The sequence below is a fragment of the Oceanobacillus manasiensis genome (assembly GCF_000724085.1).
GTDB classification, from domain to species: Bacteria; Bacillota; Bacilli; order Bacillales; family Amphibacillaceae; genus Oceanobacillus_B; species Oceanobacillus_B manasiensis.
Genome location: NZ_CCDL010000006.1, coordinates 36359 through 52705, shown reverse-complemented (window position 1 = coordinate 52705; position 16347 = coordinate 36359). Strand labels below are relative to the sequence as shown.

Annotated in this window: 27 protein-coding genes; all 27 read right to left on the bottom strand. The window is 41.0% G+C overall.

Features of this window, described 5'->3' with window-relative positions; genetic code table 11:
- Window positions 1-139: 139 nt before the first annotated feature.
- The 27 genes from BN985_RS18620 to rpsL all read right to left on the bottom strand — a co-directional run bounded on the left by BN985_RS18620 (window position 140) and on the right by rpsL (window position 16199).
- Window positions 140-784: an adenylate kinase gene (locus tag BN985_RS18620; RefSeq protein ID WP_042225505.1), complete on the bottom strand. Its 645-nt coding sequence runs from the start codon at window positions 782-784 to the stop codon at window positions 140-142.
- Between the two features lie 34 nt (window positions 785-818).
- Window positions 819-2108 (bottom strand): preprotein translocase subunit SecY, encoded by a 1290-nt coding sequence (gene secY / locus BN985_RS18615; protein WP_042225503.1) that lies wholly within the window; start codon window positions 2106-2108, stop codon window positions 819-821.
- Window positions 2108-2548: a 50S ribosomal protein L15 gene (rplO, locus tag BN985_RS18610; RefSeq protein WP_042225501.1), complete on the bottom strand. Its 441-nt coding sequence runs from the start codon at window positions 2546-2548 to the stop codon at window positions 2108-2110. Before rplO ends, secY begins: the two co-directional genes overlap by 1 nt.
- A gap of 31 nt (window positions 2549-2579) precedes the next feature.
- Window positions 2580-2762, bottom strand: coding sequence for a 50S ribosomal protein L30 (gene rpmD / locus BN985_RS18605; protein ID WP_042225500.1), 183 nt, complete (start codon window positions 2760-2762; stop codon window positions 2580-2582).
- Between the two features lie 13 nt (window positions 2763-2775).
- Entirely contained in the window at window positions 2776-3276 is a 501-nt protein-coding gene (rpsE, locus tag BN985_RS18600; RefSeq protein ID WP_036578733.1) for a 30S ribosomal protein S5, read from the bottom strand.
- 23 nt (window positions 3277-3299) lie between these two features.
- Window positions 3300-3662 (bottom strand): 50S ribosomal protein L18, encoded by a 363-nt coding sequence (gene rplR / locus BN985_RS18595; RefSeq protein ID WP_036578648.1) that lies wholly within the window; start codon window positions 3660-3662, stop codon window positions 3300-3302.
- Between the two features lie 32 nt (window positions 3663-3694).
- A complete protein-coding gene (gene rplF / locus BN985_RS18590) occupies window positions 3695-4231 on the bottom strand; it encodes a 50S ribosomal protein L6 (protein ID WP_042225498.1) in 537 nt (178 codons plus the stop codon).
- Window positions 4232-4261: 30 nt separating this feature from the next.
- Window positions 4262-4660: a 30S ribosomal protein S8 gene (gene rpsH / locus BN985_RS18585; RefSeq protein ID WP_042225496.1), complete on the bottom strand. Its 399-nt coding sequence runs from the start codon at window positions 4658-4660 to the stop codon at window positions 4262-4264.
- Window positions 4661-4689: 29 nt separating this feature from the next.
- Complete coding sequence (locus BN985_RS18580) at window positions 4690-4875, bottom strand: type Z 30S ribosomal protein S14 (RefSeq protein ID WP_019375521.1); 186 nt, start codon at window positions 4873-4875, stop codon at window positions 4690-4692.
- Between the two features lie 29 nt (window positions 4876-4904).
- Window positions 4905-5444, bottom strand: a complete 540-nt coding sequence (gene rplE, locus BN985_RS18575) for a 50S ribosomal protein L5 (protein ID WP_042225494.1) — start codon at window positions 5442-5444, stop codon at window positions 4905-4907.
- A 27-nt stretch (window positions 5445-5471) separates the two neighbouring features.
- Window positions 5472-5783 (bottom strand): 50S ribosomal protein L24, encoded by a 312-nt coding sequence (gene rplX, locus BN985_RS18570; protein WP_042225492.1) that lies wholly within the window; start codon window positions 5781-5783, stop codon window positions 5472-5474.
- Between the two features lie 34 nt (window positions 5784-5817).
- Entirely contained in the window at window positions 5818-6186 is a 369-nt protein-coding gene (gene rplN / locus BN985_RS18565; protein WP_036578659.1) for a 50S ribosomal protein L14, read from the bottom strand.
- Window positions 6187-6228: 42 nt separating this feature from the next.
- Complete coding sequence (gene rpsQ, locus BN985_RS18560; RefSeq protein WP_036578661.1) at window positions 6229-6492, bottom strand: 30S ribosomal protein S17; 264 nt, start codon at window positions 6490-6492, stop codon at window positions 6229-6231.
- 26 nt (window positions 6493-6518) lie between these two features.
- The gene (gene rpmC, locus BN985_RS18555) at window positions 6519-6719 is read right to left on the bottom strand and encodes a 50S ribosomal protein L29 (protein WP_036578662.1); all 201 of its coding nucleotides are present in this window, start codon (window positions 6717-6719) and stop codon (window positions 6519-6521) included.
- The gene (gene rplP, locus BN985_RS18550) at window positions 6709-7143 is read right to left on the bottom strand and encodes a 50S ribosomal protein L16 (protein ID WP_019375527.1); all 435 of its coding nucleotides are present in this window, start codon (window positions 7141-7143) and stop codon (window positions 6709-6711) included. The genes rpmC and rplP overlap by 11 nt, the downstream gene beginning before the upstream one ends.
- Before the next feature lie 18 nt (window positions 7144-7161).
- Entirely contained in the window at window positions 7162-7803 is a 642-nt protein-coding gene (gene rpsC, locus BN985_RS18545) for a 30S ribosomal protein S3 (protein WP_036578666.1), read from the bottom strand.
- Between the two features lie 3 nt (window positions 7804-7806).
- Entirely contained in the window at window positions 7807-8148 is a 342-nt protein-coding gene (gene rplV, locus BN985_RS18540) for a 50S ribosomal protein L22 (protein WP_042225490.1), read from the bottom strand.
- 18 nt (window positions 8149-8166) lie between these two features.
- Complete coding sequence (rpsS, locus tag BN985_RS18535; protein ID WP_042225489.1) at window positions 8167-8445, bottom strand: 30S ribosomal protein S19; 279 nt, start codon at window positions 8443-8445, stop codon at window positions 8167-8169.
- A 58-nt stretch (window positions 8446-8503) separates the two neighbouring features.
- A complete protein-coding gene (rplB, locus tag BN985_RS18530; RefSeq protein WP_042225487.1) occupies window positions 8504-9334 on the bottom strand; it encodes a 50S ribosomal protein L2 in 831 nt (276 codons plus the stop codon).
- Between the two features lie 31 nt (window positions 9335-9365).
- The gene (gene rplW, locus BN985_RS18525; RefSeq protein ID WP_042225485.1) at window positions 9366-9653 is read right to left on the bottom strand and encodes a 50S ribosomal protein L23; all 288 of its coding nucleotides are present in this window, start codon (window positions 9651-9653) and stop codon (window positions 9366-9368) included.
- A complete protein-coding gene (rplD, locus tag BN985_RS18520) occupies window positions 9653-10276 on the bottom strand; it encodes a 50S ribosomal protein L4 (protein WP_042225483.1) in 624 nt (207 codons plus the stop codon). Before rplD ends, rplW begins: the two co-directional genes overlap by 1 nt.
- Window positions 10277-10302: 26 nt before the next feature.
- The gene (rplC, locus tag BN985_RS18515) at window positions 10303-10932 is read right to left on the bottom strand and encodes a 50S ribosomal protein L3 (protein WP_042225481.1); all 630 of its coding nucleotides are present in this window, start codon (window positions 10930-10932) and stop codon (window positions 10303-10305) included.
- A gap of 30 nt (window positions 10933-10962) precedes the next feature.
- Window positions 10963-11271, bottom strand: coding sequence for a 30S ribosomal protein S10 (gene rpsJ / locus BN985_RS18510; RefSeq protein WP_036578675.1), 309 nt, complete (start codon window positions 11269-11271; stop codon window positions 10963-10965).
- A gap of 557 nt (window positions 11272-11828) precedes the next feature.
- Window positions 11829-13019 carry an elongation factor Tu gene (gene tuf / locus BN985_RS18505; protein WP_042225479.1) on the bottom strand — a complete coding sequence of 397 codons (1191 nt, stop codon included), beginning with the start codon at window positions 13017-13019 and terminating at the stop codon, window positions 11829-11831.
- Between the two features lie 120 nt (window positions 13020-13139).
- Window positions 13140-15218: an elongation factor G gene (fusA, locus tag BN985_RS18500; RefSeq protein WP_042225477.1), complete on the bottom strand. Its 2079-nt coding sequence runs from the start codon at window positions 15216-15218 to the stop codon at window positions 13140-13142.
- A gap of 42 nt (window positions 15219-15260) precedes the next feature.
- The gene (gene rpsG, locus BN985_RS18495; protein ID WP_042225475.1) at window positions 15261-15731 is read right to left on the bottom strand and encodes a 30S ribosomal protein S7; all 471 of its coding nucleotides are present in this window, start codon (window positions 15729-15731) and stop codon (window positions 15261-15263) included.
- Window positions 15732-15779: 48 nt separating this feature from the next.
- Window positions 15780-16199, bottom strand: a complete 420-nt coding sequence (gene rpsL, locus BN985_RS18490; RefSeq protein WP_042225473.1) for a 30S ribosomal protein S12 — start codon at window positions 16197-16199, stop codon at window positions 15780-15782.
- Window positions 16200-16347: the final 148 nt, after the last annotated feature.

Genomic DNA, 16347 nt, shown 5'->3' with positions numbered 1-16347 from the left:
TAAATAGGGGTTATCGCTTATCCAATCCTGTGTCACTTAACTCGAAGTAATGCACGTTGTGTTATCATTACTCCATTTTATTATAACTTTTCATCCAATGGAATGCATCCGTTGGCTATACAACAGTTATAATAAAAGATTATTTATCGATCTTGGCTTGAATATTTTCAAAAACCTGATCAATATCTTGGTCACCGTTAACAGATACTAAGTATCCTTTGTCCTCATAAAAGTCCAATAACGGCTGTGTTTGTTTTATATTAACTGCCAAACGGTTCTTCACTGTTTCGGCTTGATCATCTTCTCGCTGAATTAACTTGGAACCATCTTTGTCACAGACCCCTTCAACCTTAGGTGGGTTGTAAAGGACGTGATAAGTAGCTCCACACGTCGGACAAATTCTACGACCCGTTAGACGCTCCACTAATTTTTCTTTTGGTACATCTACATGCAGTACATAGTCAATAGACTGATTGATATCGGAAAGAAGTTCTTGTAAGGCTTTAGCCTGGGCAATAGTTCTTGGAAATCCATCCAATAAGAAACCATCTTGAGCATCTGCTTTACTTAAACGTTCCTTCACAATCCCAATTGTTACTTCATCCGGAACAAGCTCACCTTGATCCATATATTCTTTAGCCTTCTGTCCAAGGTCTGTACCCTCTTTTATAGCTAATCGGAACATATCTCCTGTTGAAATATGAGGGATGTTATATTTTTCGTTTATCTTTCCGGCCTGAGTACCTTTACCGGCACCAGGAAGACCCATTAAAATCAAATTCAACAAAGTTCCCCTCACTCTCATTGGCAGCAGGATCCTACTTGATAAAACCTTTGTAGTGTCGTTTAACCAACTGGCTTTCCAGCTGTTTCATTGTCTGTAATGCTACTCCAACAACGATCAGTAAGCTTGTGCCACCAATTTGAACTGCGGTAGGTAATCCTGCAAGCCCACCCAGTAGGATAGGAAGCACAGAGACAGCCGCAAGGAAGAGAGCACCGACAAAAGTTAAACGGTACATCACGCGTGTTAAATACGTTTCAGTATTTTTACCAGGTCGGATACCTGGAATATAACCGCCTTGTTTCTGTAAATTTTCAGCCATTTGCTCAGGGTTTACCTGTACAAACGTATAGAAATATGTGAAGGCTATAATAAGCGCAACATATAAAGCCATACCAATTGGCTGTGTATAGTCAAAAATCGTTGTGATAGTTGATGCTAGGCTTCCTTCAAAGAAGTTAGCCACCGTACTTGGTGCAACCATAAATGCTATCGCAAAGATTACCGGGATAACTCCAGCAGCATTTACTTTTAACGGTAAATGTGTAGAATGTCCGCCAACCGGTGAGCGATTAACAAGTTTTTTTGCATATTGAATTGGAATTTTACGTAGTGCCTGTTGGATGAAGATAACTCCAACCGTCACAGCCACAACTACCAAAGCAATCAAGGCAACAATTACAATATTGATAAACAAATCATCACCAGGGTTGATGAAATACTGACTGTAAAGTTGTTGGATCCCGTTTGGAACAGCGGCTACTATACCCGCAAAGATAATAATAGAGATCCCATTTCCTACACCATTTGCTGTAATCTGTTCTCCCAACCACATTAGAAATGCAGTTCCACTAGTTAGAACAATGGCAATGATAAGGAATGTTAACACGTCTGGATCGGTAATCAGCATTCCACCGGCCATTGCGTTAAATCCAATGGACATCGCAATCGCCTGTATGAATGCAAGAACGATCGTACCATAACGCGTGATTTGAGCCAACTTCTTACGTCCCGCATCACCTTGCTTTTTCCACTCGGCAAATTTAGGAACAACATCCATCTGCAATAGCTGCATAATGATGGAAGCAGTAATGTATGGCATAATCCCCATGGCAAAAATGGAGAAGTTTTGTAGAGCTCCTCCACCAAATGTGTTCAGAAAACCAAATACATTTTGTGAGTTCATGAAATCAATTGCTTGCTTATCTGTATAAGGCACAGGAATAAATGTGCCTAGACGGAAGACAACCAACATTAATAATGTAAAGATTATTTTCCGTCTAATGTCACCTACGCGCATAAAATTGGAGATTGTACGGAACATTAAATCACCTCGGTTTTACCGCCCGCTGCCTCTATTGCTTCAACTGCTGAAGCAGAGAACTTATGAGCTTTTACTGTAAGTTTTTTTTCGATAGCACCTTTGCCAAGTACTTTAATACCTGCATTAAGCTTGCTTACGACACCTTCTTCAAGTAATAGCTCAGGTGTAATTTCTGTGCCGTCTTCAAAACGATTTAGCGCATCTAAGTTCACAATAGTAAATTCTTTACGGTGAATGTTTGTAAATCCACGTTTAGGTAAACGTTGGAATAAAGGCATTTGACCACCTTCAAAGCCCGGACGAGTACCGCCGCCTGAACGTGCTTTTTGACCTTTATGTCCACGGCCGGAAGTTTTTCCGTTACCAGATGACATACCACGGCCAACACGATTACGATTTGTGCGTGTTCCTTCTGATGGCTTCAATTCATGAAGTTTCATTCGAGCACCTCCTCTTTACGCAATTATATAATTAAACTTCTTTAACCGCTACTAGATGAGATACTTTGTTAACCATACCGCGAACGGCATCAGTATCTTCACGTACTACGGATTGACGAATCTTTTTAAGTCCTAATGCTTGAACAGTTTTCTTTTGTACATCTGATCCACCGATAACACTACGCGTGAGGGTGATTTCTAATTTTTTAGACATAACAGTTCCCTCCTTATCCTAACAGTTCTTCCACAGACTTTCCACGTAGTTTTGCTACGTCTTCTGCGCGCTTCAAGTTTGTTAAACCGTTTAATGTTGCACGAATCATGTTAATTGGTGTATTTGAACCAAGTGATTTTGTTAAAATATCACCAACACCCGCAAGTTCAAGGATGGCACGAACCGGTCCACCAGAGATAACTCCAGTACCCTCTGCCGCAGGTTTCATCAATACATTACCAGAACCAAAACGACCATTAATCTGATGAGGAATGGTAGTTCCCACGATCGGTACTGTAATCAGATTTTTCTTCGCATCATCAACTGCTTTTTTAATTGCTTCTGGTACTTCTTGTGCTTTACCTGTACCAAATCCTACATGGCCGTTTTTGTCACCGACTACTACTAAAGCTGCAAAGCGGAAACGACGTCCACCTTTAACTACTTTTGCAACACGGTTGACCGTAACAACACGTTCTTCAAGATCTAATTTGTTCGGATCGATGTTTGACATCATGTATGTCCCTCCTTTATCGATTAAAATTCAAGACCTGCCTCGCGGGCAGCATCTGCTAAAGCTTTCACACGTCCATGATAAAGGTAGCCTCCGCGATCGAATACAACCGATTTGTAACCTTTATCTTGGGCACGTTTAGCGATCATTTCTCCAACTTTAACGGCAGCGTCAAGGTTACCTGTAGCTTCTACTTTTAATTCGTTATCTTTAGTTGAAGCACTTGCAACTGTAACACCATTATTGTCATCAATTAACTGTGCATAGATGTGTTTATTTGAACGATATACGTTAAGACGTGGACGTTGCTCCGTACCAGAAATGTTTTTTCTTACACGTGCATGCCTTCTTTTACGTACAATATTTTTGTCAGGCTTTGTGATCATTTAGGTCACTCCTTTCTGCTCCCTAACTAGTCTTACTTAGCAGTTTTACCTTCTTTACGACGTACATATTCACCTTCGTAGCGAATACCTTTTCCTTTATAAGGCTCAGGTGGTCTGATTGCTCTGATATTGGAAGCAACTGCACCAACAAGCTCCTTATCGATTCCTTTAACAACAACTTGTGTGTTTTTAGGAACGTCAATTTCAATGCCGGCAATCGGATCAAGTTCAACTGGGTGTGAATAACCAGCGTTAATCACAACTTTGTCTCCTTGTTTCATAGCACGGTAACCAACCCCGATGATTTCAAGGGATTTTTCGAATCCTTTGCTTACACCTTCAACCATGTTGTTGATTAAACTACGAGTAGTTCCGTGTAATGCACGGTGGTCTTTATGATCACTTGGACGTGCAATTGTAACGACATTATCTTCAATATTAATATTCATATCCTGGTGTACGTTTCTAGTTAACTCACCTTTAGGTCCTTTCACAGACACTGTAGTTCCGTTAAGCTTCACTTCGACACCTTCTGGAATTTCAATCGGCTTAAGTCCTATACGAGACATTCCATACACCTCCTCATCAAAAAATGTTAATTACCAAACATATGCAAGAACTTCGCCACCAACAGCTTGTGAACGTGCTTCTTTATCAGAAAGCACACCTTTTGATGTTGAGACAATAGCTATACCTAGGCCATTAAGTACGCGAGGTACTTCATCAGCTTTAGCGTAAACACGTAGTCCTGGCTTACTAATACGTTTGATACCTGTAATTACTCGCTCTTCGTTCGTACCGTATTTAAGGAAAATACGCAAAACACCTTGTTTGTTATCTTCAACAAACTCATAATCTGAAACGAAACCTTCACGCTTAAGGATGTCAGCGATCTCCTTCTTCATTGTTGAAGCCGGAAGCTCTAACTTTTCATGGCGCACCATGTTAGCATTACGAATACGAGTTAGCATATCTGCAATTGGATCTGTCATAACCATTACTAATTACCTCCTTCCCGAATCGGGGTTTACCAGCTTGCTTTTTTGACACCAGGAATTTGACCTTTGTAGGCAAGTTCACGGAAACAAATACGGCAAAGTTTAAATTTACGGATTACAGAATGTGGACGGCCACAACGTTCGCAACGTGTATATTCACGTACTTGATACTTTTGTGGACGTTTTTGTTTCGCAATCATTGATTTTTTAGCCACAATTTTCCCTCCTTGTATTAGCTCTAAGCTTATTTTTGGAAAGGCATGCCTAGCTGAGCTAAAAGTTCACGAGCCTCTTCGTCAGTATTAGATGACGTTACGATAACGATATCCATACCACGTACCTTGTTTACTTTATCATAATTAATTTCTGGGAATATTAGCTGTTCTTTTACACCTAATGTATAGTTTCCACGACCATCAAAAGCTTTTTTAGAGATACCACGGAAGTCACGTACACGTGGAAGTGATACCGCAATAAGCTTTTGAAGGAATTCGTACATACGCTCACCGCGAAGGGTAACTTTTGCACCGATCGGCATTCCTTCACGAAGGCGGAAACCAGCGATTGATTTCTTAGCACGAGTGATCATTGGTTTTTGACCAGAAATTAACGCAAGCTCTTCAACAGCGCTATCTAATGCTTTAGAGTTTTGAACTGCATCACCGACACCCATATTGATAACAATTTTATCAACAGCAGGTACCTGCATAACAGAATCATAATTAAATTTATTCATCAAAGATGGTGATACTTCATCTTGGTATTTTTTTCTTAATTCATTCATCAATGTCGCCCTCCTTTCGTCGCTAAATTATTTATCTATTGCTTCACCGGATTTTTTAGCGATGCGGACTTTCTTTCCGTCACGTACTTCATACCCAACACGAGTTGGTTCACCGGATTTTGGATCTATTGGCATTACGTTAGAAGCGTGAATTGGAGCTTCTTGGTTTAGGATTCCACCTTGTGGATTTTCCTGTGAAGGTTTCGCATGTTTTTTCACCATGTTGATGCCTTCAACAAGAACGCGCTCCTGAGCTGGACTCACTTCTAGGATTGTGCCTTCTTTACCACGGTCTTTACCGGATATTACTTTAACTTTATCACCTTTTTTTACATGCATGCTTGACGCACCTCCTTGCAAGGCTAATTTTAGCTTATAGAACTTCTGGAGCTAGAGATACGATTTTCATGAATTTTGCATCACGTAATTCACGTGCAACTGGTCCGAAGATACGAGTACCTCGTGGACTTTTGTCATCACGGATAATTACGGCTGCATTTTCATCAAAACGAATATATGAACCATCTTTACGACGTGCACCAGATTTAGTACGTACGATGACAGCTTTAACAACTTCACCTTTTTTGACAACGCCTCCTGGTGTTGCTTGTTTCACAGTACAAACAATTACATCACCAATATTGGCAGTTTTACGGCCAGATCCGCCTAGAACTTTAATAGTTAAGACTTCACGTGCGCCAGAGTTATCTGCAACTTTCAAGCGAGTTTCCTGTTGAATCATATCGCTGTGACCTCCCTTCGGATACCTTCCGAGCGAACTTTATTATATAATTACCGCTTCTTCAACGACTTCAACCAAACGGAAACGTTTAGTTGCTGATAGCGGACGAGTTTCCATGATACGAACTACATCGCCAGTTTTTGCCTGGTTGTTTTCATCATGTGTTTTGAATTTTTTAGAGTACTTTACACGTTTACCGTATAGCTTATGAAACTTGTAAGTTTCGACTAATACTGTAATTGTTTTATCCATTTTGTCTGATACGACACGGCCTGTATATACCTTACGATCATTACGTTCAGTCATGTGAGGCTAACCTCCTCTTTAGATTTCTAGTTATTTACGCTGACTTCGCGTTGACGTACTACTGTTTTCATGCGAGCAATTGACTTTCTTACTTCACGAATACGAGCAGTGTTTTCCAGTTGACCAGTTGCAAGCTGGAAGCGCAAATTAAATAGTTCTTCTTTTAAAGATTTAACTTTTTGTTCAATTTCGGCAGTGGTTAGTTCTCTGATTTCATTAGCCTTCATTGCTTTCACCACCAATTTCTTCACGTTTTACGAACTTCGTTTTAATCGGCAGTTTGTGAGAAGCAAGACGTAACGCTTCACGAGCAACCTCTTCGGAAACTCCTGCGATTTCAAACATAATTTTTCCTGGTTTTACTACTGCTACCCATCCTTCTGGAGCACCTTTACCGGAACCCATTCGAACTTCTAGGGGTTTTGCAGTGTATGGTTTGTCAGGAAAGATTTTAATCCAAACTTTACCGCCACGTTTCATGTAACGAGTCATTGCAATACGGGCAGCCTCAATTTGACGACTAGTGATCCATGATGCTTCTGTTGCCTGTAGGCCGTATTCACCAAAAGCTACTGTAGTACCACCTTTTGCTTGGCCTCTCATTTTACCACGATGTTGTCTACGATATTTCACGCGTTTAGGCATTAACATAATGCATTGCCCCCTTCCTTATTTGTTTGATTTAGTTGGAAGGACTTCCCCACGATAGATCCACACTTTAACACCTAGTTTACCGTAAGTAGTATCTGCTTCAGCTGTACCATAATCGATATCAGCGCGCAATGTGTGTAGTGGTACTGTTCCTTCACTATAATGTTCCGCACGAGCGATATCTGCTCCACCAAGACGTCCGGAAACTTGAGTTTTAATTCCTTTTGCTCCTCCGCGCATTGCACGTTGAATAGATTGTTTCTGTGCACGACGGAATGAGATACGGTTTTCTAATTGACGAGCAATGTTTTCAGCAACAAGTGTTGCATCAAGATCAACTTTCTTGATTTCAACAATGTTAATGTGTACACGTTTGCCAGTCAAGCTGTTCAATGATTTACGTAGAGCTTCTACTTCAGAACCGCCTTTACCAATTACCATTCCTGGTTTCCCAGTATGAATTGTGATGTTTACGCGATTAGCTGCACGCTCGATGTCGATAGAAGAAACAGCAGCAATACGCAAGCGGTTTTCAAGATATTCTCTGATTTTAATATCTTCATGTAGTAAGTCTGCATAGTCTTTACCAGCATACCATTTTGACTCCCAGTCTTTAATGATGCCGACGCGAAGACCCGTTGGATTTACTTTTTGACCCACTGACTATCCCTCCTTCTTTTCTGTTACAACCACTGTAATGTGGCTTGTGCGTTTGTTAATTTTACTTGCACGTCCTTGTGCACGTGGACGGAAACGTTTCAATGTAGCACCTTCATTTACAAATGCTTCGGAAATCACTAGATTGTCCGTGTCCATTTCGTAGTTATGTTCTGCGTTTGCGATAGCAGACTTCAAAACCTTCTCTACGACTGGAGAAGCACCGCGTTGTGTGTGGCGTAGAATTGCAACTGCTTCGCCGACGTTTTTTCCTCGAATTAAATCAACGACTAATCGTACTTTACGAGGAGCAATACGAACCGATTTCGCCATGGCTTTAGCTTGCATACTTAGTGCCTCCTCTCATTAGCGTTTAGTTTTCTTATCATCGCCAGCATGCCCTTTATACGTGCGAGTTGGCGCGAATTCACCTAGTTTATGGCCGACCATGTCTTCTGTGATATAGACAGGTACGTGTTTACGTCCATCATATACAGCAACGGTGTGACCAACAAAAGTAGGGAAAATTGTTGAACGACGTGACCAGCTTTTAACAACCTGTTTCTTGTCGTCTTCGTTTAATTTCTCGATCTTTGACAATAGATGGTCATCTGCAAAAGGTCCTTTTTTTAAGCTACGACCCATGGATAAACCTCCTTCCGCAATTGAGAGACGGGTATATAATCCCGTCCACTACTTTCGATTATTTTTTACGTTTACGAACGATATATTTATCAGTCGGCTTATTACGTTTACGAGTTTTGTAACCAAGTGTAGGTTTGCCCCAAGGTGACATTGGTGATTTACGTCCGATTGGCGCACGTCCTTCACCACCACCGTGTGGGTGATCGTTAGGGTTCATAACAGAACCACGAACTGTAGGGCGTTTGTTTAACCAGCGAGAACGTCCGGCTTTACCGATACGAATAAGTTCATGTTCTAAGTTCCCAACCTGGCCAACAGTTGCGCGACAAGTTGTAAGCACTAGACGAACTTCACCTGATGCTAAACGAACTAGTGTGTACTTTTCTTCACGTCCAAGAATTTGTGCTTCTGCACCAGCAGAACGAGCTAGTTGTCCACCGCGTCCTGGCTTTAATTCAATGTTATGAATGATTGTACCAACTGGAATGTTAGCTAGTGGAAGTGCGTTACCTACTTTGATATCCGCATCTACACCAGATTCGATTTTTTGTCCTACTTTTAGTCCTTTCGGAGCCAAAATGTAGCGTTTTTCACCATCAGCGTAATTGATAAGTGCAATATTTGCTGAACGGTTTGGATCATACTCAATAGTAGCAACGCGTCCTGGTATACCATCTTTATCGCGTTTGAAGTCGATAATACGGTATTGACGCTTATGACCGCCACCTTGATGACGAACAGTTAGTTTCCCTTGGTTATTACGACCGCCACGTTTGTACAACGGGCTTAAAAGGGATTTCTCTGGAGTATCTGTAGTGATTTCAGCGAAATCAGATACTGACATATTACGTCTTCCGTTTGACGTTGGTTTGAATTTTTTAATCGCCATCTTGTTTTCCCTCCTTCTAGAATATTTCTAGTTAACCTTCAAAGATTTCCAGTTCTTTACTGTCTTCTGAAAGTTGAACGATAGCTTTTTTGCGGTTTGGACGGTATCCACCGTATCTTCCCATCCGCTTGAATTTACCTTTAAGGTTCATTGTGTTTACTTTATCTACTTTAACGCCGAATACAAGTTCAATAGCATCTTTAATCTCTGTCTTGTTTGCTTTTGTACTTACTTCAAACGTATATTTCTTTTGTTCCATTAAGTCAGCAGAATTCTCTGTAATGACAGGGCGCTTTATAATATCACGTGGATCTTTCATTATGCAAGCACCTCCCCTGCTTTTTCAGCTGCATCCTTCGTTAGGATCAGCTTGTCATGCGTAAGCAAATCTAGAACATTTACTTCTTCAACAGTTAGAACTTTAACAGATTGAAGGTTGTTTGCGGAACGGATAACCGTTTCGTCTTTTTCAGCAGTGACAATTAATGCTTTTGTATCAACATTAAGCGCTTGAAGCATGCTCACTACTTCTTTCGTTTTTGGAGCATCCATTGCTAGGCTTTCCAATACTACTAGATTTTCTTCTTGTACTTTAGAAGAAAGTGCAGATCTTAGTGCTAAACGACGTACCTTTTTAGGTAGTTTGTAGCTGTAGCTGCGTGGTGTTGGACCAAACACAGTACCACCGCCTACCCATTGTGGAGAGCGAATAGAACCTTGACGTGCACGGCCAGTTCCTTTTTGACGCCATGGTTTACGACCACCACCGCGAACGTCAGAACGACCTTTAACAGCATGAGTTCCTTGGCGCAATGATGCACGTTGCATTACTACTGCTTCATGTAAAACATGTGTATTTGGCTCAATTCCAAATACGGAATCATTTAATTCCAAATCACCAGCTTGTGAACCGTCTTGTTTTAATAGTGCTACTTTAGGCATGACATATCCTCCCTTCGTGTGTGTGATTAGTTAGCCTTTATTGCACTCGTAATTTTTACGAATGATTTTTTTGCACCTGGTACATTACCTTTAATTAATAGCAGGTTGCGTTCAGCATCCACGCTAACAACTTCAAGGTTTTGAATTGTTACTTGAGTTCCACCCATTTGACCTGGTAGTGGACGTCCTTTGAAAACACGCATTGGGTCAACCGCACCTAGTGAACCAGGGCTTCTGTGGTAGTGAGAACCATGGGACATTGGTCCACGTTGTTGATTGTGGCGTTTAATAGAACCTTGGAATCCTTTACCTTTGGTTGTACCTGTTACGTCGATCTTGTCTCCTGCTTGAAAAACTTCAACGCTGATTTCTTGACCAACTTCATGTTCGTCAAGCTTCGCGTCACGGATTTCACGAACGTAGCGCTTAGGGGCTGTGTTTGCTTTGTCAGCATGGCCTTTTTCCGCTTTGTTAGTACGTGATCCTTTTTCATCAGCAAAACCGATTTGCAGTGCTTCATAGCCATCATTTTCTAATGTTCTCTTTTGTAGAACTACGTTTGGCTCAGCTTGAATTACAGTCACAGGTACTAATTCACCAGTTTCAGAAAATAGCTGAGTCATGCCGATTTTACGACCTAAGATTCCTTTCGTCATCCGTTACACCTCCTATAGTAAAACATTTATTTATAATTTAATTTCAATGTCAACACCTGATGGTAAGTCAAGACGCATTAGTGAATCGACAGTTTGTGGTGTTGGGTTAACAATATCGATAAGACGTTTATGTGTACGCATTTCGAATTGTTCACGTGAATCCTTATACTTGTGCACCGCACGTAGTACTGTGTAAACTGATCTCTCTGTAGGTAATGGAATCGGACCAGACACACTAGCACCTGAACGTTTCGCAGTATCTACGATTTTCTCAGCTGATTGATCTAAAATACGGTGATCATAAGCTTTCAAACGAATTCTAATCTTCTCTTTTGCCATTATTTTCCCTCCTTCTCGCCCATATTATTATAGACATTCTCCACGAAAATATCTCGACAACCCGCCATGGCAAAGGGGCCGGGTGTGCCAACAACCTTCCGCTTCATCGCCTTTGATGACCAACATTCTTATTATATAGAATTTATACGGTCTTTGCAACCCTTTTTGTAAAAAACATTTATGGGGTCGCACATCTATGTATTATACTAACTATCACTACTAAATGCAAGGGTGTGTGAAAATCTCTTTTATAAATTTTAAATGTAGAAGTGTGCATTTAAAAACTTTTCGCATTCTGAGTTGTTACTACCTTTCCATTTATAATACTGGGGAAACACTTTATATAGTTTAAATAGAGAAGTAAAAGCTAGCGATAATCGTCTTTTAGTAAGGTTATGTTACGATATGAAACAGGAAGTCCCTCTTAATAGTCATTTAATCCCAAGCACTTGGTTGTTTTATAAAACACCTTGCATCATTCGGTTCTCCCCTAGATCTGAATCCTGTTTAAAATACAAAAAAAGACTGCGTATAATACGCAGTCTTTTTAATAGGTGTTACTTGTTAATAGAAGAAACAACACCAGATCCAACTGTACGTCCACCCTCACGGATAGAGAAACGCGTACCGTCTTCGATAGCGATTGGTGAGATCAATTCTACTGTCATTTCGATGTTATCGCCAGGCATTACCATTTCCACGCCTTCTGGAAGTGTAACAACACCAGTTACGTCAGTTGTACGGAAGTAGAACTGTGGGCGGTAGTTACCGAAGAATGGAGTATGACGTCCACCTTCTTCTTTTGACAATACATAAACTTCAGCTTTGAAGTTAGTGTGTGGAGTAATAGAACCTGGCTTTGCAAGCACTTGTCCACGGTTGATATCTTCACGTGCTACACCACGAAGAAGTGCACCAATGTTATCTCCAGCTTCTGCATAGTCAAGAAGCTTACGGAACATTTCAACACCAGTTACAGTTGTTTTAGAAGCATCTTCGTTAATACCGATGATTTCAACTTCATCTCCAACTTTAACTTCTCCACGCTCAACACGGCCTGTTGCTACAGTACCACGACCAGTGATTGAGAATACATCCTCAACTGGCATCATGAATGGTTTGTCTTTGTCGCGCTCTGGAGTAGGGATGTACTCGTCAACAGCGTCCATAAGTTCATGGATTTTTGCTTCGTAGTCTGCATCGCCTTCGATTGCTTTAAGAGCAGAACCTTTAATTACTGGTACGTCATCGCCAGGGAAGTCGTATTCAGTTAGTAGGTCACGTACTTCCATTTCAACTAGCTCAAGAAGTTCTTCATCGTCAACCATATCCGTTTTGTTAAGGAATACAACGATTGAAGGTACACCTACGTTACGAGATAGTAGGATGTGCTCACGAGTTTGTGGCATTGGACCATCAGCAGCAGATACTACAAGGATAGCTCCGTCCATTTGTGCAGCACCAGTGATCATGTTTTTAACATAGTCAGCGTGACCTGGACAGTCAACGTGTGCATAGTGACGAGTATCTGTTTCGTACTCTACGTGAGAAGTCGCGATTGTGATTCCACGCTCTTTTTCTTCTGGTGCGTTATCAATTTGGTCATATGCCATTTGAGTACCTTTACCAGATTTTTTGTGCATTACGATTGTAATAGCAGCAGTTAAAGTAGTTTTACCATGGTCAACGTGTCCAATAGTACCAACGTTCACGTGACTTTTTGAGCGATCAAACTTTTCTTTACCCATTTATAGTTCCTCCTTTAAATAAATAAAAGTATTTGTAGAATTTATGTGTAGCCAAGAAATAATACTAGATTATTTCTTAGCCTTCACTAAAGTTATACTTCAGTTGCAGGAAAAAATCAATTATTCGCCTGCATTTTTCTTGATAATTTCTTCAGAGATGCTCTTTGGCACTTCTTCGTAGTGGTCAAAATGCATTGTGAAGACTCCGCGTCCTTGAGTGTTAGAACGTAGTGCAGTTGCATAACCGAACATTTCTGATAAAGGAACAAATCCTCTAACTACCTGTGCAGTTCCGCGTGCTTCCATACCTTCTACACGTCCACGACGACTTGTTACGTCACCCATGATATCTCCAAGGTATTCTTCAGGAATAACAATTTCTACTTTTGCGATTGGCTCAAGTAAAACAGGGCTACATTTGGTTTTCGCTGCTTTCAATGCCATTGAACCAGCAATTTTAAATGCCATCTCGTTGGAATCCACATCATGGTAGCTTCCATCATATAGAGATGCTTTTACATCGATTAGTGGGTATCCTGCTAGTACACCATTTTCCATCGCTTCCTCAATACCTGCTTCAACAGAACCGATATACTCACGTGGTACAACACCACCAACAACTTTATTTTCAAATTCAAAACCGGCACCTTCTTCGTTTGGCTCAAATTTAACCCAAACGTGTCCGTACTGCCCACGTCCACCAGACTGACGTACGAATTTACCTTCGACTTCAGCTGCTGAACGGAATGTTTCACGGTATGCAACTTGTGGCGCACCAACATTCGCTTCAACTTTGAATTCACGCTTCAGGCGGTCAACAATGACATCAAGGTGAAGTTCACCCATACCAGAGATGATCGTTTGTCCTGTTTCAACGTTTGTTTCTGTTTTGAAAGTAGGATCCTCTTCAGCAAGTTTACCTAGAGCGATACCCATTTTATCCTGATCGGCTTTTGTTTTAGGTTCAATTGCAACCCCAATAACCGGCTCAGGGAATTCCATGGATTCAAGAATAACTAGGTTCTTCTCATCACAAAGAGTGTCTCCTGTTGTTGTATCTTTAAGACCAACAGCTGCAGCAATTTCACCGGAATAAACTCTTGAAATCTCTTCACGGGAGTTTGCGTGCATCTGTAGGATACGACCAACACGTTCACGTTTGTCTTTAACAGAGTTTTTCACATATGAACCAGAATCTAGAGTTCCAGAGTATACGCGGAAAAATGTTAATTTACCAACGAACGGGTCTGTCATAACTTTAAACGCTAGTGCTGCGAATGGTTCTTTGTCACTTGATGGACGGGTAACTTTCTCTTCAGTTCCAGGAACGAATCCTTCAATAGCAGCAACATCAGTTGGTGCTGGAAGATAATTGATAACACCATCAAGCATTAATTGAACACCTTTGTTTTTGAAAGCTGATCCACAGAATACTGGGTAGAATTCTACGTTTAGTGTACCTTGACGAATTGCGTTACTCAATTCTTCGTTGGAGATTTCTTCTCCTTCTAAGAATTTCATCATAAGTTCTTCATCAAGTTCTGATACAGCTTCAATCAGGCTAGCTCTTAGCTCTTCTGCTTTTTCCTTGTACTCTGCAGGAATCTCGCGAGACTCTGCTTTTGTACCAAGGTCATCAAGGTAGAAGTGAGCTTCCATGTTTACAAGGTCAATAATACCTTCAAATTCGTCTTCAGCACCAATTGGTAGCTGTACAGGATGCGCGTTTGCACCAAGACGTTCTTTTAAAGTATTTGTAGAATATAGGAAGTCTGCACCGATTTTATCCATTTTGTTAATGAATACGATTCTTGGCACACCATACGTTGTAGCCTGACGCCATACTGTTTCTGTTTGAGGTTCAACACCTGATTGAGCATCAAGAACTGTTACAGCACCATCAAGTACACGTAGTGAACGTTCAACCTCAACAGTGAAGTCTACGTGTCCAGGTGTATCAATGATATTAATACGGTGGTCATTCCATGCAGCAGTAGTTGCAGCGGAAGTAATTGTTATTCCACGTTCTTGCTCCTGCTCCATCCAGTCCATTTGAGAAGCACCTTCATGTGTTTCACCAATTTTATGAATACGTCCTGTGTAGAAAAGAATACGCTCAGTAGTAGTGGTTTTACCTGCATCAATGTGTGCCATAATCCCAATATTACGCGTCTTTTCCAAGGAGAACTCTCTAGCCATGTATTCTTCTCCTTCCTATTATAAGGTATAGTTTGTTTTAACTTACCAGCGATAGTGAGCGAATGCTTTGTTCGCTTCCGCCATTTTGTGCATTTCTTCGCGACGTTTTACTGAAGCTCCTGTATTGTTAGAAGCATCCAGAATTTCGTTAGCAAGACGTTCTTCCATTGTCTTTTCTCCGCGCAAGCGAGAATAATTAACGATATAACGTAGTCCTAGAGCCTGGCGGCGTTCTGGACGAACCTCCATAGGCACTTGGTAGTTTGAACCACCAACACGACGTGCGCGTACCTCTAGTACAGGCATTACGTTTTTCATAGCTTGTTCAAAGACTTCCATAGCGTTTTGTCCGCTTTTCTCACTTACAAGTTCAAATGCATTATAAAGAATTTTTTGAGCGATCCCCCGTTTACCGTCAATCATGATCTGGTTGATTAAACGAGTGACAAGTTTTGAATTATAAAGTGGATCTGGCAAGACATCGCGTTTAGGTACTGGTCCTTTACGTGGCATATGTCCTCCTCCTTTCCTAATTATGATGATGCGAGACTTAAGTCACGCTTATTTTTTAGCTTTAGGTCTTTTCGTACCGTATTTAGAACGGCCTTGTGCACGACCTTCAACTCCTGCTGTATCAAGTGCTCCACGAACAATGTGGTAACGCACACCAGGTAAATCTTTTACACGTCCACCGCGTAGTAATACAACGCTGTGCTCTTGTAGATTGTGACCAATCCCTGGGATGTATGCAGTTACTTCCATGTTGTTAGAAAGACGAACACGCGCATATTTACGAAGTGCAGAGTTCGGTTTCTTTGGAGTTAGTGTACCCACACGCGTACATACACCGCGTTTTTGTGGAGAGTTTTGATCTGTAAGTTTCTTTTTGAAACTGTTATAGCCTTTGTTAAGTGCTGGTGAGTCAGACTTTTTAGGCTTGCTCACACGACCTTTACGGACTAGTTGATTTATAGTTGGCATTTTATTTTCCTCCCTTCCGGAATATATAATAGTTTAAAAATAAACTGGCAACAACCTAAGTGTTTATGGTTGTTTGTAATACCACACAGCCAGGTGGTTCATCTTTTGGCAAAAAACAAAGCTTCAACGATTTTGCTTCGTTAAAACT

Excerpts from the sequence above, each read along its gene's own strand:
- rpmD (WP_042225500.1), bottom strand. The coding sequence starts at position 2,762 with ATGTCTAAAAAATTAGAAATCACCCTCACGCGTAGTGTTATCGGTGGA.
- rpsE (WP_036578733.1), bottom strand. The coding sequence starts at position 3,276 with ATGTCAAACATCGATCCGAACAAATTAGATCTTGAAGAACGTGTTGTT.
- rpmC (WP_036578662.1), bottom strand. The coding sequence starts at position 6,719 with ATGAAGGCTAATGAAATCAGAGAACTAACCACTGCCGAAATTGAACAA.
- rplB (WP_042225487.1), bottom strand. The coding sequence starts at position 9,334 with ATGGCGATTAAAAAATTCAAACCAACGTCAAACGGAAGACGTAATATG.
- rplX (WP_042225492.1), bottom strand. The coding sequence starts at position 5,783 with ATGCATGTAAAAAAAGGTGATAAAGTTAAAGTAATATCCGGTAAAGAC.
- fusA (WP_042225477.1), bottom strand. The coding sequence starts at position 15,218 with ATGGCTAGAGAGTTCTCCTTGGAAAAGACGCGTAATATTGGGATTATG.
- secY (WP_042225503.1), bottom strand. The coding sequence starts at position 2,108 with ATGTTCCGTACAATCTCCAATTTTATGCGCGTAGGTGACATTAGACGG.
- tuf (WP_042225479.1), bottom strand. The coding sequence starts at position 13,019 with ATGGGTAAAGAAAAGTTTGATCGCTCAAAAAGTCACGTGAACGTTGGT.
- rplD (WP_042225483.1), bottom strand. The coding sequence starts at position 10,276 with ATGCCTAAAGTAGCACTATTAAAACAAGACGGTTCACAAGCTGGTGAT.
- rpsQ (WP_036578661.1), bottom strand. The coding sequence starts at position 6,492 with ATGACTGAACGTAATGATCGTAAGGTATATACAGGCCGTGTCGTATCA.
- rpsL (WP_042225473.1), bottom strand. The coding sequence starts at position 16,199 with ATGCCAACTATAAATCAACTAGTCCGTAAAGGTCGTGTGAGCAAGCCT.
- rpsG (WP_042225475.1), bottom strand. The coding sequence starts at position 15,731 with ATGCCACGTAAAGGACCAGTACCTAAACGCGATGTCTTGCCAGATCCA.
- rplW (WP_042225485.1), bottom strand. The coding sequence starts at position 9,653 with ATGAAAGATCCACGTGATATTATAAAGCGCCCTGTCATTACAGAGAAT.
- rplO (WP_042225501.1), bottom strand. The coding sequence starts at position 2,548 with ATGAAACTTCATGAATTGAAGCCATCAGAAGGAACACGCACAAATCGT.
- rplV (WP_042225490.1), bottom strand. The coding sequence starts at position 8,148 with ATGCAAGCTAAAGCCATGGCGAAATCGGTTCGTATTGCTCCTCGTAAA.
- rplP (WP_019375527.1), bottom strand. The coding sequence starts at position 7,143 with ATGTTAATGCCTAAACGCGTGAAATATCGTAGACAACATCGTGGTAAA.
- rplC (WP_042225481.1), bottom strand. The coding sequence starts at position 10,932 with ATGACGAAAGGAATCTTAGGTCGTAAAATCGGCATGACTCAGCTATTT.
- rpsS (WP_042225489.1), bottom strand. The coding sequence starts at position 8,445 with ATGGGTCGTAGCTTAAAAAAAGGACCTTTTGCAGATGACCATCTATTG.
- rplF (WP_042225498.1), bottom strand. The coding sequence starts at position 4,231 with ATGTCTCGTATAGGACTTAAGCCGATTGAAATTCCAGAAGGTGTCGAA.
- rpsH (WP_042225496.1), bottom strand. The coding sequence starts at position 4,660 with ATGGTTATGACAGATCCAATTGCAGATATGCTAACTCGTATTCGTAAT.
- rpsJ (WP_036578675.1), bottom strand. The coding sequence starts at position 11,271 with ATGGCAAAAGAGAAGATTAGAATTCGTTTGAAAGCTTATGATCACCGT.
- rplR (WP_036578648.1), bottom strand. The coding sequence starts at position 3,662 with ATGATCACAAAGCCTGACAAAAATATTGTACGTAAAAGAAGGCATGCA.
- rplN (WP_036578659.1), bottom strand. The coding sequence starts at position 6,186 with ATGATTCAACAGGAAACTCGCTTGAAAGTTGCAGATAACTCTGGCGCA.
- rplE (WP_042225494.1), bottom strand. The coding sequence starts at position 5,444 with ATGAATGAATTAAGAAAAAAATACCAAGATGAAGTATCACCATCTTTG.